This window comes from Patulibacter sp. (assembly GCF_030655195.1).
In the GTDB taxonomy this organism is placed as follows: Bacteria; Actinomycetota; Thermoleophilia; order Solirubrobacterales; family Solirubrobacteraceae; genus Patulibacter.
In genome coordinates, this window is sequence record NZ_JAURWA010000195.1 from 1 (window position 1) to 16,016 (window position 16,016).

A 16,016-nucleotide genomic window follows, 5' to 3' on the forward strand; every position below is an offset into this window, starting at 1 on the left:
GGCGGGCGGCGGTGCCGGGACGGCCACGCCGCCCGTCGCCACGACCCCGGCGCCCGTCGTGACGCCCGTCCCGAGCCCCGCAGGTCCCGTCACCGGCGCACCGAAGGCCAAGGCGAAGTGCACGGTCGCCCGGCCGTCGAAGGTGAAGAAGGGCCGCTTCGGGGTGACGGTCCGGTGCGACCGTCGCGCCTCGCTCGTCGTCGGCGGCACCGTGTCGTTCAAGAGCGGCCGGAAGACCACGAAGGTCCGGCTCGCGACGACGCGGTCGACCGCGTCGAAGAAGACCGTGACCCTCCGGCTGCCCGCCAAGGCCGTTCGCGCGCTCCGCTCCAAGAAGCGGCTGACGGTCGCGGTGAGCGTGCGCGCCACGACGGCCGGCGGCACCACGACCGCGGCGTCCCGGGCGACCCGCCTGCGGTAACGCGCGACGCACGACGGGTGGGGGGATCGCGGGGCGCCTACGATCCCCCCGTGTCCCCCATCCCCACCGGGTCCTCCCGGCTGCTGGAGCGGGACGACGAGTTGGAGACCGTCGCCGCCGCGGTGGCCGGGGCCGGCGACGGACGACCGGGCCTGCTCGTGATCGAGGGACCGGGCGGCATCGGCAAGACCCGCCTGCTGCTCCACGCCCGCGCGCTGGCGACCGCCGCCGGCGTCCGCGTCCTGTCCGCCCGCGGCAGCGAACGCGAGCGCCGACTGCCGTTCGGCGTCGTCGGGCAGCTCTTCGCCGGTGACGCGGCAGCGGACGAGGCGCTCTCCGCGGCCCCGGTGCCCACCGCGGGCGACCGGGTCGTCGACGACGCGTCCTTCGCGGTCCTCGCGGCGCTCGCCCGTCGCGTCGAGGACCTGGCCGCCGAGGGTCCGCTGCTGCTCGTCGTCGACGACCTGCACCTCTGCGACGACCCGTCGCTCCAGGTGCTGGGCTACCTCGCCCGGCGGCTCGAGCGCCTGCGGACGTCGGTGCTCGCGACGCTGCGCCCGTTCGAGCGCACGCCGAGCGCCGCGCTGCTCGCGGACCTGACGGGGGACCCGCTCGCCGTCGTGCTCCGCCCCCGGCCCCTGAGCGACACCGCGACGGGCGCGCTGCTGACGGCCGCGCTGGGCCGCGAGGCGGCGCCGTCGTTCGCCTCGGCGTGCCGGGCGTCCACGGGCGGCAACCCGCTGCTCCTGACGGAGCTCGTCAAGACCCTGCGGGCGGAGCGCGTCGCCCCGGTGCCGGGCGAGCTGTCCGCGGTGTCCGCGCTGGGGCCGCGGGCGGTGCTGCGGACCGTGCTCGTCCGCCTCGACGGCCTGCCTGCGGGCAGCGGCGAGCTCGCGCGCGCGATCGCCGTCCTCGGCGACGCCGCGGACCCCGCGTCGGCCGCCGAGCTGGCCGGCCTGGGGCCCGACGAGGCCCGGCGGGCGGCGTCCGCCCTGATCGGGGCGGAGATCCTCGCCGACGGTCCGGCGCCGCGCTTCGTCCACCCGCTGGTGGGCTCCGCGGTGTACGAGGCGATCCCGGCACCCGAGCGGGCCGTCGCGCACGACCGGGCGGCGACGCTGCTGCACGACCGCCACGGGTCGCCGGGGACCGTCGCCGCCCACCTGCTCCGGACGCCGGCCGCGGGCCGGGCGTGGGTCTGCGACGTCCTGGTCGACGCGGCGCAGGCGTCGTCGCGCGCCGGGGCGCCGGCCGACGCCGTGGCGTTCCTGGAGCGCGCGCTGGCCGAACCGCCGCCCGACGACGCCCGCCCGGGCCTGGTGCTCGCCGCCGGCCGCGCGGCGATGCCCGTCGACAGCGCCGTCGCCGAGGACCGCCTGCGCGAGGCGCTGCGCCTGGTCGACGGGCCCGAGGACCGGGCGCTCGTGGCCCTGGACCTCGCGCGGCTGCTGCTCTTCCGCGGCCAGGTCCGGGAGAGCCGGCCGGTGCTCCGGGACGCCGCCGCCGCGCTCGGCCCGGGATCGGAGGACCTCCGCCGACGGCTCCTGACGGTCGAGCTCATGGCCTCCCTGTACGACCCCCGGGTCCTGCCGACGGCCGCGGGGCTGGCCGCCGGCCGCGAGCTCCCCCTGCCCCCGGGCATCGGGGCGCGCATGCTCGCCGCCGCGACCTCGCGGCTGCGCGCCTACGACGGCGGCTCGGCGGAGGAGTGCGCCGCGCTCGCGCTCGCGGCGCTGGAGGACGGCGAGCTCGTCCGCGCCGACAGCGTGTTCCTGTCGGTCACCGCGGTGCTCGTCCTCGACCTGGCCGACCGGCCCGAGGCCGACGCGGGATGGGCGGCACTCCTGGAGGAGGGCGAGCGGCGCGGGTCGCACGCCTCGAGGACCGCGGTCGGCCTGTTCCGCGGCTACTGCCTGGCGCGCCGGGGCGAGCTGGCCGCCGCCGAGGCGTCGCTCGCGGGGGCCGTCGAGTCCGCGCGGGACTGGCGGGCCGCGCCGCGGACGCAGCTCCACGGGCTCGCGTTCCGCTCGTGGGTCCTGCGCGAGCGCGGCGACCTGCACGGCGCCCGCGCCGCCCTGGACGACGCCGGCGCGGGCACCGAGGACGCCGCGGACGCGGCACGCCTCCTGGCCGACGCGGACGTCCGCCTGCTGCTCGCCGACGGGCGCTTCGCGGAGGCCCTGGACGCCGCGCGCGACGCCGCGCGACGCTTCGCCTTCCTCGCCGCACCGATCGACACGCCTCCGCTGCTCCTGCAGGCGCAGGCCCTCGACGGCCTGGGCCGCCGGGACGAGGCGATCGCCGCGGCGACCTCGGCGCTCGACGGTGCGCGGGCATGGGGTGCGCCGGGCGTCGTCGCCCGGGCCCTGCGGGTGCTGGGGACGGTGCAGGGCGACGACGGCCTCCTCCGCCTGCAGCAGGCCGTCGACGTGGCCCGCGGCACGCCGGCCCGGCTCGAGCTGGCGAAGGCGCAGGTCCAGCTCGGCGCCGGCCTGCGGGCCGCGGGTCGCCCGGCGGACGCCCGCGTGGTCCTGCGCGAGGGCCTCGAGCTCGCCGCCTCGGCCGGCGCGACCCTCCTGGAGGCCCGCGCCCGCCGGGAGCTGCACGCGGCGGGAGGCCGTCCGCGGAAGACGGCGCTGCATGGTCCGGCGGCCCTCACCACGTCGGAGCGCCGGGTGGTGGAGCGCGCGGCGGCGGGCCGCACGAACCGGGAGATCGCCGCTGAGCTCTTCGTCACCACCAAGACCGTCGAGCTGCACCTGGGCAACGCCTACCGCAAGCTCGGCGTCGCCGGGCGCCACGGGCTCGCCGCGGCGCTGGGCGGATAGCGCGCGTCGCCGGTCGCCGGCCCGCGTGCGCCGTCGCCCGACGGACGACGAGGACCCCGGCGGGTCGGGCCCCTACAGCGCGATCGCCTCTGCGGGATCGCGGGACAGCTCGGCCTTGACCCGCGCGGTGTCCTCGTCGGCGACGACCTCCGCCGCGCCCGCCGCCAGGCCGTCGAGCGCCGCCCGGACGACGTCGGCGGGGTCGTTCTTCGGGGCGTCGAAGCCGGCGGTCATGTCGGTGTCGGTGAGCGCGAGGTACAGGCCCGTGACCTGGGTCCCCTGCGCCGCCAGCTCGAGGCGGGCGTGGTTGGTCAGGCTCCACGCGGCCGCCTTCGAGGCGCCGTAGCCGCTGACCCCCGGGCTCGCGCCCCACGACATCGCCGAGAGGACGTTCAGCACGCCGCCGCCCCCGTTCGCCGCGAGGATCGGGGCGAAGGCCCGGAGCGTCGCGAGGATGCCGAAGTGGTTGGTCTCCATCTCGCGCCGCATGACCTCGAGGTCGCCCGAGAGCAGCGGCTGCGGCTGGGAGATCCCCGCGTTGTTGACCAGCAGCGTCGTGTCGCCCGCCAGCGCCGCGGCGGCCGCGACCGACGCGGGGTCGGTGACGTCCAGCGCCACCGCGACGACGCCGGGCAGGTCGATCGTCGAGGGGTCCCGGGCCGCGGCGTAGACGCGCCGGGCGCCCCGCTCGAGCAGCTGGGAGGCGAAGTGGCGGCCGAGGCCGCGGTTGGCGCCGGTGACGAGGGCGGTGGTTCCCGTGATGTCCATGCATCGAAGGTACGACGAGATAGTGCGACGGACAATGCCTGAGAGCCGCACATTCATTGCCGATCGACTCATCGACGAGCCGTCGCTACACTCGGGGCGATGGACGTGCTCGCCGACGTGCTCGCGGTCTCCGGGGTCCGCGGGACCCTGGGGAGCCGCATCGACGCCGGGGCGGACTGGGGCTGGTGGGCCCCGCGGACGCGCGACGCGGCGTTCCACGCGGTGACGGCCGGCACGGCGTGGCTGGCGGTGCCCGGGCACGAGGCGGTCGAGCTGATGCCGGGCGACGTCGTCCTGCTCCCCCGGGGCGTCGCCCACGCCATCGCGAGCGACCCCGTCGCGCTGGCCCGCACCGACGAGGGCACGTACGACGGGTTCGAGCGCACCGGGGTCGGCACCACGCGCATGGGCCGGGGACCGACCCGGACGCAGATCGTCTGCGCGCACTACTCGCACGACCCCGTCGTCACGACCCAGGTGCTCGAGACGCTCCCGGACGTCGTCCACCTGCGGGCCCACGACGGCGGTCCCGGGCTGCAGGACACCGTCCGGCTGCTCGGCCGCGAGCTCGCCGACCCCCAGCTGGCCGGCACCGTCGTGCTGGACCGCCTCGTCGACATCCTGCTGATCCAGCTCCTGCGCGTCTGGCTCGCGGACAGCCCGGCGCCGCGGGACGGCTGCTGGCTGCGCGTCCTGCGCGATCCCGTGATCGGCGCCGCGGTCGCGCGCATCCACGACGACCCGTCCCATCCGTGGACGACCGGGATGCTCGCCGCCGAGGTCTCCGTCTCGCGCGCGACGCTCGCCCGGCGGTTCCCGGAGCTGGTCGGCGAGACGCCCGCCGCCTACCTCACCCGCTGGCGGATGGACCTCGCGGCCCGGCGCCTGCGCGACACCGACGACCCGATCGACACCGTCGCCGAGGGGGTCGGGTACGCCTCGGTGCCCGCCTTCAGCCGGGCGTTCAGCCGGGCGCGCGGCCAGGCCCCGGGGCGGTTCCGCACGACCTCGCGGGCCGCGTAGGCGGTCGCGGGGCCGATCCAGCGAGGCCCGCGCGCCGGTACCGGAGCACGGCTGCGTCAGCGCCCCGTCCACCGTGGCTCGCGCTTCTCGAGGAACGCGGCGACCCCCTCGGCCATGTCCTCCGACGCGACGACGCGCTCGACGAGCTCGCGCGACACCGCCCAGCCGTGGTCCGCGTCGCCGTCCAGCGAGCGGTCGACGCCCTCCTTGGTGGCACGGACCGCGACCGGTCCGCCCCGTCCGACCTCCGCCGCCAGTGCCAGCGCGCCGGCGAGGGCACCGCCGTCCTCCGTGACCCGGTTGACGAATCCGAGCCGCGCGGCCTCCTCCGCCGGCACGGACCGGCCCGTCAGGAGCAGCTCCATCGCCAGGTGGTACGGCACGCGGCGCGGCAGCCGGGCGAGGGCGCCTCCCGAGGCGATCACGCCCCGGTGGACCTCCGGGAGCGCAAAGACCGCCCCTCGCGCCGCGACCACCAGGTCGCACGCCATCGCGAGCTCCCAGCCCCCGCCCACCGCGGCGCCTTCGACCGCGGCGATCACGGGCTTCGCGGGCGGCCGCTCGAGCATGCCGTAGAAGCCGCGCGGCGGCACGCGCATCGACGCGCCCGCGGCGACGGCCCGGAGGTCGGACCCGGCGCAGAACCGACCGCCCGCCCCGGTGATCACGCCGCACGTCAGGGCGTCGTCGGCATCGAGCCGGTCGAGGGCGGCGGAGAGGCCTTCGGCCTGGGCGCGGTCGAACGCGTTGTAGGCCTCCGGGCGGTCCAGGGTGATCACCAGGACCCCGTCCGTGTCGGTGGCGCGGACGCTCATCGGATCGCCCTCACGAAGCTCCGCGTCCCTCCGGTCGCGGCGTCCCTCGGGCGCATGGGTCTCGGCACGGCGTTCCTCTCGGCGGATCGGCATCGACCGTCTCCCACGGTCTCCCACGAGGCCTCGGGCCGGGGATCGCCACCCCGGAGCATTCGTAGTCCTCCACAAGATCCGCCGCGCGAAGCATCCTCGCGCCCTCCCGCCCCGCCGTCCGGCGGCGACCGCCGGGGCGTCCCCGGCCCCCGCGTGCGGGGAACGGGCCGGATCGGTGGACGTTCATGTGCGCGTCTCCAAGTCGCCGGTCGCCGCACGGGTGCGCGCGGATCGGTCCGCCGTACCCTCGATCCCAAGCCCTCCCCGCCCTGCAAGGAGCACCACGATCGTGGCCCGACTCTCGTCCCACCGACCTCCCCGCCCCGCGCCCGCCCTGCGGAGCACTCGATGACCGATGCGACCGCGGGCGCCGCGGTGACGCTGCCGGGGATCGACGCCGACCGGGTCCCGGCCTGGCTCGAGGCCCACGCCGGGCTCCGCGGGCCGTTCGACTTCGACCTCGTCGCCGGCGGCCGTTCGAACCTGACCTATGCCGTCACCGACGCCGACGGGCGACGCGTCGTGCTCCGCCGACCGCCGACCGGCCTGGTGCTGGAGTCGGCCCACGACGTCGCCCGCGAGCACCGGATCATCTCGGCGCTCGGCCCGACCGCCGTCCCCGTGCCGCCCGTGCTCGGCCTCTGCACCGACCTGGACGTCACGGGCGCGCCGTTCTACGTCATGGAGTTCGTCGACGGCGTGATCCTCCGCGACGAGCGGGCCGTCGAGGCGCACGTCCCCGTCGCCGGCCGTCATCGGCTCGCCGAGTCCCTGATCGACGCGATGGCCGACCTCCACGCCGTCGATCCGGACGCCGTCGGGCTGGGGGACCTGTCGCGACGCGACGGCTTCGCCGAACGGCAGCTGCGCCGCTGGCACAAGCAGTGGTCCGCGTCGCGCTCCCGCGACATCCCCGCGATCGAGGACGGCCACCGACGGTTGTCCGCCCGCGTCCCGCCGCAGCGGCGCCTCGGCGTCGTGCACGGCGACTTCCGTCTCGACAACACGGTGTTCCGGCCCGACGGCACCGTCAGCGCGGTGCTCGACTGGGAGCTCTGCACGCTCGGGGACCCGCTCGCCGACCTGGGCCTGCTGCTCACCTACTGGATCGCCCCCGACGACGACCGCACCCCGGCGCTGACGGGCACGCCGACGCGCGTGGAGGGGTTCCCGGACCGTCGCTTCCTCGTCGACCGCTACGCCACCCGCACCGGGGCCGACGTGTCCGAGGTCGAGTTCTGGATGGCGTTGGGCTACTGGAAGCTCGCCTGCATCGCCGAGGGCATCCACGCGCGCTACGCGGCCGGCGTCATGGGCGACGACGGCCTGGACCCCGACGTCATCGCCCGGGCGGCGCCGCTCCTCGCCGAGGAGGCGCTGCGGGTCCTCGACGCCTGAGCCGCCGTCCGTCCGGACGGTGGCGATGGTTCCCGCAGCGGGCCCGTCCGGCCCTAGTGTTGGAGGGGACTACGAATCAGCGCGCGGCGGGGTGCATCCGGTCCGCCCCGTCGTGGGACCGTCGGGATCCGCGACGGCCCCCGCCGCCGAGTCCAGGATCGTCGATTCGAGAGACCCGTGGGTTCCCAGATCACCGCCCCGCACCACCAGATCCAGGCGCCCGCCGATGGCCGCCTGGAGGGCCCGCGGGCGGCGGCCCCGTACGCGGAGGCGATCGCGGCGTTCGGCGACGTGTCCGAGGCGCTGTCCGAGCTCCACGAGCTGGACGACCTGCTGCACCTGATCGCGCGGAAGATCTGCGCGCTCGTCGGTGTGCGCCGCTGCAGCCTGTACCTGCGGGACGAGCGCTCCAGCCTGTACCGCGGCCAGGTCGGGCACTGGCTGCACGACATCGACGAGGGCGTCAAGCGCCTGACGTCCGGCGGCGCCGGCGACGCCTTCACCCGCGAGATCGTGGCCACCAAGGCTCCGGTGGTCGTGCAGGACACCCGCAGCGACACGCGACCGATCAAGTCCACCATGCGCTCGTGGGACGTCCGCTCCATGCTCGGCGTGCCGATGGTGCTGCGTGGCGACGTCGTCGGCATCGTCTACCTCGACGACGCGGACCAGCGCCGGTCCTACACGGCCGCCGACGAGGCGATCGCCTCGATGTTCGCGAACCTCGCGGCGATCGCGATCCAGCAGGCCCGGCTGACCTCGGACCTGCGCGCCAGGCTCACGACCGTCGCGACCCAGAACGCCAGCATGCGCCGCGCCGCGGTCGTCGACGACCGGCTGACGGCCCTGGTCCTCGAGGGCAGCAACATGCGCGAGATCGCGTCCGCGATCGCCGACCTGACCGGCAAGGCCTGCGCGATCCACGACGCCGAGTTCCGGCAGATCGCGGTGGGCCGGCCGCCCGGCTCCGAGGACGGGATGCTCCCGAAGCTGCTGTCCACCGAGACGCGGGCACACCCCGACGTCCGGCGTGCGCTCGCCGGTCTGCGGGACAACCGGCCCGGCGTGGTCGGCCCCATGCCGTACGCCGGCGTCCACAACCGCTGCATCGTCGCGCCGGTCGCGGCGGGCACGGACCAGTGGGGCCACCTGCTGCTGCTCGAGCACGGCAGCCGGCTGACGAACTTCGACATGATCGTCGCCCGTCGCGGCGCCACCGTCATCGCCTGGGGCATGAGCGCCGAGCGGCGCGCGGCCGCCGCCGAGTGGAACGTCGGGGCGTCCCTCGCCGGCGAGCTGATCCGCGGCAACCGGGACATCTCGGCGCTCGAGCGGCGTGCGGAGCACATGGGCATCCGCATCGACGCGCCGCACGCCCTGTGCCTCATCACCACCGCCGCGGAGTCCGGCACGATCGTGCCCGACGCCCGGGCGGTGGCCGAGGCGTTCGCGGCCGAGGACGGGGCGCGCCCCATGGCCACCGCCGTGACGGACGGCGTGGGCGTGATCGTCCCGTTGCCGTCCGACGACGTGAAGGGCCTGGAGGCCGTGAAGGCCCGCGCCACGGCCGCCTGCGCGGCGCTCGACGCCGACGGCGCGCTGATCGCCGGCATCTCGACGGTCTGTCGCCGGCCGACGGACTACGTCCGCGCCTACGAGCAGGCCACGCAGGTCGTCCGGTGCCTCAACACCTTCGCGGGCGACGACCGCAGCCAGGTCCTCGCCGCCAACGACCTGGGGGCCGGGCGGCTGTTCCTCTCGACCTCCAACGCGGCGGAGGCCGACCGCTTCGTGGAGGAGACGCTCGGGAGGCTGCTCACGGACAAGTCCCGTGCGGACCTCCTGACGACGCTGCACGTCTTCTGCCGCAACGGCCGCTCCGTCCGCCGCACGTCGCAGGCCATGGGCGTCCACGAGAACACGATCCGGTACCGGATCATGCGGACCGAGACCCTGACGGAGCTCGACGTCACGGACGACTCGGACGCCCAGTTCAGCGTGCAGCTGGCACTGCTGATCCTGCGCCTGAAGGGCGTCCTGCCGTGGGAGGCGGGCGTCGAGGCACCCGGGCCCGGCACGGCGACCGAGGCCGACGCGGCGGCCGACGCCTGAGCGTCGTCCGTGCCCGACCCGGCCCGCTCACTCCGCGGGCTGGAGGTATCCCCCGTCCACCCGCAGCAGCGACCCGGTCGTGTAGCTGCTGGCGGCGGTGGCGAAGTAGAGCATCGCCCCGACGATCTCGTCCGGGCGGCCGCCGCGCTGGAGGGCGAAGCCCGCGGACTCCCGTGCGAAGGCCTCCTGGTCCCAGGCCTTCGCGATGTCCGTGAGGAACGTGCCGGGGACGATCCCGTTGACGCGGACCGTCGGCCCGAAGGCCCGGGCGAAGCCGACCGTCAGGGCGTCGAGGCCGGCCTTCGCCGCGGCGTACGGGAGCACGTGCGGCGTGGGGTTGGTGCCGGCGACGCTCGAGACGTTGATGATCGACCCGCCCTCGCCCGCCGCCATCCGGGCGCCGACGGCCGCCATCAGGCGGAACGGGCCCGCGAGGTTCACGTCGACGACCTTGTCCCAGAGGGCCTTCGAGACGTCCGCCGGGGTGTCGTAGACCGGCGACATGCCCGCGTTGTTGACGAGCACGTCGACCCTGCCGAACTCGGCGTAGCTCGCCTCGACCAGGTCATCGAGCTCGTCCCAGCGGCCCACGTGGCAGCCGAACGCCAGGGCGCGACGGCCGGTCTCGGAACGGACGGTCGCGGCGAGCGCCTCGCAGCTGTCGTGGTCCCGGCTGGCGATCACCACGTCGGCGCCCGCGCGGGCGAAGGCGAGGACCGTCTCGCGGCCCAGCCCTCGGCTGCCGCCGGTGACGAGCGCGACCTTGCCTTCGAGGGGACGTGCGGGATCGGTCGGGTCGGTCATGCGGGTCTTCCGGGTCGGGGTGCCAGGTGGCGGCGGCGCGGGCCGCGGCCGGCGGTCGCCGTGACGGGCGGTGTCACGGGCGCGGGGCGAGGCCGGCGAACCCGGCCGCCTCGGTCAGCAGGCGCGGGACGTCGTGCTCCAGCCGGGCGGCGTACGGGGTCAGGAGCTGGCCCTGCACGTACTGGGCGTGCGCGCCCTCGACGATCGCGGCGAGCTTCCAGAACGCGAGCGCCATGTACCAGTCGAGGTGCTCGACGGAGCGGCCGCTGCCCTCCGCGTAGCGCGCGGCGAGCTCGGCGCGGGACGGGCTGCCGGGCGCACGGGAGACGCCCTGGACGTGGGGCATCGCGGGCTCGGCGGGGCGCTCGGTGCCCCAGAACCCGAGGAAGAGGCCCAGGTCGAGCAGCGGATCGCCGATCGTCGCCATCTCCCAGTCGATGATCGCGGCGGGCGCGATCTCGGGGCCGGGGGTCAGCAGCAGGTTGTCGAGGTGGAAGTCGCCGTGGAGGATGCCCGGCTCGCCGTCGGGCGGCCGCTGCTCCTGGAGCCACGTCGCGAGCTCGTCGAACCACGGCAGCGGGCGGTGGCGGTAGCGCTCGAGCTGGCCGCTCCACCGGCCGACCTGCCGGCCGAGGAACCCGTCGGGCCGGCCGAAGTCGGCCAGTCCGATCGTCCGCCACGGCGCGCGGTGCAGGGCGGCGAGGGCGTCCATCGCCGCGAACCCGACGGCCCGGAGGGTCTCGGCACCCGGCGGGTAGTCGGCCGGCAGCTCGTCGGCGATCGCGTGACCGTCGACCGCCTCCATGACCATGAACGGGGCACCCGGCACGTCCGGGTCCGAGCAGGCGGCGACCGGCGCCGGCGCCGGGACGTCGGTGCGGTCGAGCGCGACGAGGATCCGGTGCTCCCGTCCCATGTCGTGCGCGCTCTTCGAGATGGCCTCGGCCGGAGGGCGGCGCACGACCCACCGCCGGTCCCCGGCGGTCAGGAGCAGCGTCTCGTTGGAGTTGCCGCCCGTCAGGCGGTCCAGCGCGAAGGGCCCCGCGACGCCGAGCTCCTGCTCGAGCCACGCCGCGAGCGCGGGCTGGACGGGCGTGGGCGGGCGGACGGCGGTCTCGGACACGACGGCTCGAGTCTCGCCCACGGCGGGGACGGCGGACCCCCGCCGGGGGCGCCGATTTGGAGGAAGCTCCGAGAACGCCCCCGGACGGCCGGTGGGCGCGGCCGCGCGCGAGGCCTAGGTTGGAGGTATGGCCTGGGACTTCTCCACCGAACCCGAGTTCGAGCAGAAGCTGGAGTGGATGCGGTCCTTCGTGCGCGAGCGGATCTACCCGCTCGAGACGCTCGACCTGGACTGGCGCTCGTACCGCGAGGTGATCAAGCCGCTCATGGAGGAGGTCAAGGAGCAGGGCCTGTGGGCCGCGCACCTCGGCCCCGAGCACGGAGGCCAGGGCTTCGGGCAGGTCAAGCTCGGCCTGATGCACGAGATCCTCGGCGGCTCCGACCTGGCGCCCCCGGTCTTCGGCAACAACGCGCCGGACTCCGGCAACTCCGAGCTGATCGCCATCGCCGGAGATCCGGCGCAGTGGGAGCGCTGGGGCCAGCCGCTGCTCGACGGCCGTCTCTACAGCGCGTTCTCCATGACCGAGCAGGGGACCGGCTCGGATCCGCGCCAGTTCACGTCGACCGCCGTCCGGGACGGCGACGAGTGGGTCATCAACGGCACCAAGTGGCTCGTGGGCAACGCGGCCCGGAGCGACTTCCACATCGTCATGGTCCGGACCGACACGTCCGAGGGCGCGGACCCGTACCGGACGATGTCGATGTTCATCGTGCCCACCGACAGCGCCGGCCTGTCGATGCGCGACATCGGGCTGATGCACGAGCCGGAGTCCGACGGCCTCAACCACCAGCACTCCGAGGTGTTCTACGAGGACGTCCGGGTGCCGGCCGACCACCTGCTCGGCGAGGAGGGCGGCGCGTTCGTCCTCGCCCAGAAGCGCCTCGGCCCGGGGCGGATCCACCACTGCATGCGCTGGATCGGCGTCTGCCGTCGCGCGTTCGACGCGATGTGCGAGCGCGCCGTCTCCAAGAGCGTCCACGGCGGCCTGCTGAGCGAGAAGCAGACGATCCAGAACTGGATCGCCGACTCGGCCGCGGCGATCGAGTCCGCGCGCCTCCTGACGCTCCACGCGGCGTGGACGATGGACCGCGTCGGCGCGTCCGCGGCCCGCACCGAGATCGCGATGATCAAGTACGCCGGCGCACCGGTGATGCACGAGGTCCTCGACAAGGCGATCCAGGTCCACGGCTCACTGGGCTACTCGACCGACATGCCGCTCGAGCAGATGTACCGCTGGTCCCGTGCCGCCCGCTTCTACGACGGCCCGGACGAGGTCCATCGCGTCACCGTCGCCAAGAGGATCCTCCGCGGCTACGAGCCCCGGGACGTCCCGACGGACCACATCCCGACGCGACGTGCGGCCGCCGAGAAGCTCTACCCGGAGTACGCCTCGACGTCGAGCCTGGTCTGAGGCGGGGCCGACCCGCGAGGGCGGCGGGCGGCCGTCCCGCCGCGACCCGCGAGAGGCGTCGGCCGGGCGGCGCCGGGGCGCCCCGCGCCGGGCGTCAGCCGGCGCCCAGCGGGACGCCGAAGGCCGCCTCGAGAGCGGGGATCGTCGTGGCCGCCTCGACGTGGAGTACGCCGTGGATCCCTGCGCGACCGGCGGCGACGACGTTCTGCTCGAGGTCGTCGACGAAGACCGCGCGGTCGGCGGTCACGGCGGCGCGCTCGAGCGCCAGGCGGTAGATCGCACCGGAGGGCTTGCGGACGCCGACGTCACCGGAGAGCACGACGTGGTCGAAGAGCCCGGGGAGGTCGTAGTCGTCGTAGGCGTGCATGCCGAACGAGTTCGACAGCAGGAGGGTCGTGACGCCGGCGGCGCGCAGGTCGCGGACGGCGGCGAGCATCGGCTCGTCCGGCCGCAGCGCCGCGGTCAGCCGGCGCAGCAGGCCCTCGGGCCGCACGTCGGGTCCCAGCATCGGGGCGAACGCCCGCTCGAACTCGTCGTCGGCCAGCTCGCCGCGCTCGACGGCGGTGAACAGCCCGCCCGCCTCCGGGGTGCCGCGGATCGCCTGCAGGAAGCGGTCGGGCTCCAGCCCCTCCGCCACGCAGGCCGCCGAGAACGACGCGAAGACGCCGCTGGTCAGGACCCCGCCGAAGTCGATCAGCAGGGCGGTGGGGTCGGTGGGGACGCCGGGCGCGGCGTCGTCGCCAGCGGAGCGGCTCTCGGGTGCCGGGGGGTTGTCGGGCATCCGGCGACGGTATGGACCGGTCGCGGGTCCTGCTCGACCGGGCGCCGCCGTCCTTGTCGCGCCCGACGAACGGGACCCGCGCGGCCCGAGCGCGCGGGCGCGCGGCTGGGCGAGGCTCGGGAGGCCGCGGCGCACCGCCCGGCGACGATCCACGGAGGAGCCAGGACATGGGAGATCTCGAGGGACAGGTCGCGTTCATCACCGGCGCGGCGCGCGGCCAGGGCCGCAACCACGCCGTGCGGCTGGCGGAGCGCGGCGTCGACATCGTCGCGCTGGACGTCAACCGGACGATCGACACGGTCTCCTACCCCGGCCCGGACGCCGACGACCTGGCGGAGACGGTGCGCCTGGTCGAGGCGACCGGCCGGCGCATCGTCGCCCGCGAGGCCGACGTCCGCGACGCCGACGCGGTCCGCGGGGTCCTCGCGGAGGGGATCGACGCGTTCGGTCGCCTGGACATCGTCATCCCCAACGCGGGGATCGCCTCCGTCTCCTCGGCGCGCGAGATGTCCGACGCCATGTGGCACGAGCTGATCGACATCAACCTCAACGGCACGTGGCACGCGATCGCCGCGTCCCTCCCGCACATGGGGACCTCGAGCCCCGGCGGTCGCGGAGGATCGATCGTGCTGATCGGCTCCGTCGCGAGCTTCAAGGGGATGGCCAACATCGTCCACTACGTCGCGACGAAGCACGCGATGGTCGGGATCGCCAAGTCGCTCGCCCTCGAGCTCGGCCCGGACCACATCCGCGTCAACGTCATCTGCCCGACGAACGTCGACACGCCGATGGTGCAGAACGCCTTCACCCGGAAGCTGTTCATGCCCGACGTCGAGAACCCGACGCGCGAGGACGCCGAGCGCGAGGGCTCCCCGCACCGCCAGGCCAACGCGATCCCGATCCCGTGGATCGACTGCGACGACACGACCAACGCGATGCTGTTCCTCGTCTCCGACACGGGCCGCTACGTGACGGGCACGGCGATCCCGGTGGACGCGGGCTTCCTGACGAAGTGAGGTGACCGGGCGTGCCGGGGCGGGACCGTCGATGGTCCCGCGCCGGCGATCCGGGTCTCGTCGTCCGTCCCCCGGACGGCGACCCCGACCAGGTGCGCCCCCGTGCCCTCAGGCCACCGCCCCCACCTCGCGCAGACGGGCGACCTCGTCGGGGGCGAAGCCCGCCGCCGCGAGCGTCGCGTCGGTGTCGGCGCCGACCGGGACCGGGGCGGCGCCGGCGGTGAGCGGCGTCCGGTCGTAGCGCGGGGCCGGAGCGGGGACGGCGTGCCCGTCGACGTCGACGAAGCCGCCGCGCGCGACCGCGTGGGCGTGGTGCGGCGCCTCGTCCAGGGTGAGGACCGGGGCGAAGCAGGCACCGAGGGGCTCGAGGATCGCGCACCACTCGTCGCGGGTCCGGGTGGCGAAGACCTCGGCGAACCGCGCGGAGCCCGCCGGCCAGCGCGAGCGGTCGTCCTGGTCGCCCAGCTCGGCCGGGTCGATGCCCATGCCGCGGAGCAGCAGGGCGTAGAACTGCGGCTCGACCGCGGCGACCGAGACGAAGCGCCCGTCCCCGGTGGCGTAGACGTCGTAGAAGTGCGCCCCGCCGTCGAGCAGGTTCGCCTCGCGCTCGTCCTCCCAGTACCCCTCGTGGCGCATCCCGTGGATCGCCGTGGCGAGCTGGCCGGCGCCGTCGACCATCGCCACGTCGACGGTCTGCCCGACCCCGGAGCGCGTCCGCTCGAGCAGCGCGCCGAGGACGCCCGTCGCGAGCAGCGCACCGCCGCCGCCGAAGTCGGCCACGACGTTCAGCGGCGCGACGGGCCGGTCCGCGCGGCCGATCGCGTGGAGCAGACCGGAGAGCGCGAGGTAGTTGAGGTCGTGGCCCGGGGCCTGCGCGTACGGGCCCTCCTGCCCCCAGCCGGTCATCCGGGCGTAGACGAGCCGCGGGTTGCGCCCGCGCACCACGTCGGGCCCGACGCCGAGCCGCTCCGCCACACCCGGCCGGAAGCCCTCGACGAGGACGTCCGCCCCGTCCGTCAGGCGCAGCACGACCTCGACCCCCTCCGGCCGCTTGAGGTCCACGGCGATCGACCGGCGACCGCGGTTGAGCGCGCGATCGACGGCCCCGGGGTCGCCCGCCGCGCTCGCCCGGTCGACGCGGACGACGTCGGCGCCCATGTCGGCCAGCATCATGCAGCCGAAGGGCGCCGGCCCGATCCCGGCGAGCTCGATCACCCGCACCCCGGCCAACGGCCCGCCCGCGGACGGGTCGGTGGGTCGCTCTGCGCGCGCGTCGGGCATCGGTCGAGCGTAGGCCCGGGCCGGGGGACGCAGGACCGGGGGCGCCAGGGCCGTTTCGGAGGGTCCTCCAAATCGGCCCCCGAGCACCCCCGGGCGCCACCGACGGCCGGACCTACGCTGGCGGGGACCGGCCGTCGGCCGG

General features: G+C 75.6%; 12 protein-coding genes and 1 pseudogene. 7 read left to right on the forward strand and 6 right to left on the reverse strand.

The features are described from left to right. Both Q7T67_RS20575 and Q7T67_RS20580 read left to right on the forward strand, forming a co-directional pair. Positions 1–421: pseudogene (locus Q7T67_RS20575) on the forward strand (hypothetical protein); the annotation flags it as partial. 50 nt (positions 422–471) lie between these two features. Further along, on the forward strand, positions 472–3,249 hold the full coding sequence (locus Q7T67_RS20580) for a helix-turn-helix transcriptional regulator (RefSeq protein ID WP_304794457.1): 2,778 nt from the start codon (positions 472–474) through the stop codon (positions 3,247–3,249). Positions 3,250–3,321: 72 nt separating this feature from the next. Here the strand turns inward: Q7T67_RS20580 and Q7T67_RS20585 are convergent, their stop codons facing one another. Next, positions 3,322–4,017 (reverse strand): SDR family oxidoreductase, encoded by a 696-nt coding sequence (locus Q7T67_RS20585; RefSeq protein ID WP_304794460.1) that lies wholly within the window; start codon positions 4,015–4,017, stop codon positions 3,322–3,324. 99 nt (positions 4,018–4,116) lie between these two features. Here Q7T67_RS20585 and Q7T67_RS20590 point away from each other — a divergent pair, with 99 nt between their 5' ends. Continuing rightward, on the forward strand, positions 4,117–5,040 hold the full coding sequence (locus Q7T67_RS20590; protein WP_304794463.1) for an AraC family transcriptional regulator: 924 nt from the start codon (positions 4,117–4,119) through the stop codon (positions 5,038–5,040). Between the two features lie 56 nt (positions 5,041–5,096). On the opposite strand, the gene Q7T67_RS20595 is transcribed toward Q7T67_RS20590, so the two are convergent. After that, complete coding sequence (locus Q7T67_RS20595) at positions 5,097–5,855, reverse strand: crotonase/enoyl-CoA hydratase family protein (protein WP_304794465.1); 759 nt, start codon at positions 5,853–5,855, stop codon at positions 5,097–5,099. A gap of 441 nt (positions 5,856–6,296) precedes the next feature. On the opposite strand from Q7T67_RS20595, the gene Q7T67_RS20600 reads away from it, so the two are divergent. Continuing rightward, entirely contained in the window at positions 6,297–7,346 is a 1,050-nt protein-coding gene (locus Q7T67_RS20600; RefSeq protein ID WP_304794468.1) for a phosphotransferase family protein, read from the forward strand. A gap of 177 nt (positions 7,347–7,523) precedes the next feature. Then, the gene (locus tag Q7T67_RS20605; protein ID WP_304794470.1) at positions 7,524–9,458 is read left to right on the forward strand and encodes a GAF domain-containing protein; all 1,935 of its coding nucleotides are present in this window, start codon (positions 7,524–7,526) and stop codon (positions 9,456–9,458) included. Between the two features lie 27 nt (positions 9,459–9,485). On the opposite strand, the gene Q7T67_RS20610 is transcribed toward Q7T67_RS20605, so the two are convergent. Both Q7T67_RS20610 and Q7T67_RS20615 read right to left on the reverse strand, forming a co-directional pair. After that, positions 9,486–10,262 (reverse strand): SDR family NAD(P)-dependent oxidoreductase, encoded by a 777-nt coding sequence (locus tag Q7T67_RS20610; protein ID WP_304794473.1) that lies wholly within the window; start codon positions 10,260–10,262, stop codon positions 9,486–9,488. 73 nt (positions 10,263–10,335) lie between these two features. Next, positions 10,336–11,385, reverse strand: a complete 1,050-nt coding sequence (locus Q7T67_RS20615) for a phosphotransferase family protein (protein ID WP_304794477.1) — start codon at positions 11,383–11,385, stop codon at positions 10,336–10,338. A 127-nt stretch (positions 11,386–11,512) separates the two neighbouring features. Here Q7T67_RS20615 and Q7T67_RS20620 point away from each other — a divergent pair, with 127 nt between their 5' ends. Then, positions 11,513–12,796 carry an acyl-CoA dehydrogenase family protein gene (locus Q7T67_RS20620; protein WP_304794480.1) on the forward strand — a complete coding sequence of 428 codons (1,284 nt, stop codon included), beginning with the start codon at positions 11,513–11,515 and terminating at the stop codon, positions 12,794–12,796. A 94-nt stretch (positions 12,797–12,890) separates the two neighbouring features. On the opposite strand, the gene Q7T67_RS20625 is transcribed toward Q7T67_RS20620, so the two are convergent. Beyond that, positions 12,891–13,577: an HAD family phosphatase gene (locus Q7T67_RS20625; RefSeq protein ID WP_304794483.1), complete on the reverse strand. Its 687-nt coding sequence runs from the start codon at positions 13,575–13,577 to the stop codon at positions 12,891–12,893. 167 nt (positions 13,578–13,744) lie between these two features. On the opposite strand from Q7T67_RS20625, the gene Q7T67_RS20630 reads away from it, so the two are divergent. After that, the gene (locus tag Q7T67_RS20630; protein ID WP_304794487.1) at positions 13,745–14,593 is read left to right on the forward strand and encodes a mycofactocin-coupled SDR family oxidoreductase; all 849 of its coding nucleotides are present in this window, start codon (positions 13,745–13,747) and stop codon (positions 14,591–14,593) included. A gap of 108 nt (positions 14,594–14,701) precedes the next feature. Here the strand turns inward: Q7T67_RS20630 and Q7T67_RS20635 are convergent, their stop codons facing one another. Beyond that, the gene (locus Q7T67_RS20635) at positions 14,702–15,874 is read right to left on the reverse strand and encodes a CaiB/BaiF CoA-transferase family protein (RefSeq protein ID WP_304794490.1); all 1,173 of its coding nucleotides are present in this window, start codon (positions 15,872–15,874) and stop codon (positions 14,702–14,704) included. Positions 15,875–16,016 lie beyond the last annotated feature (142 nt).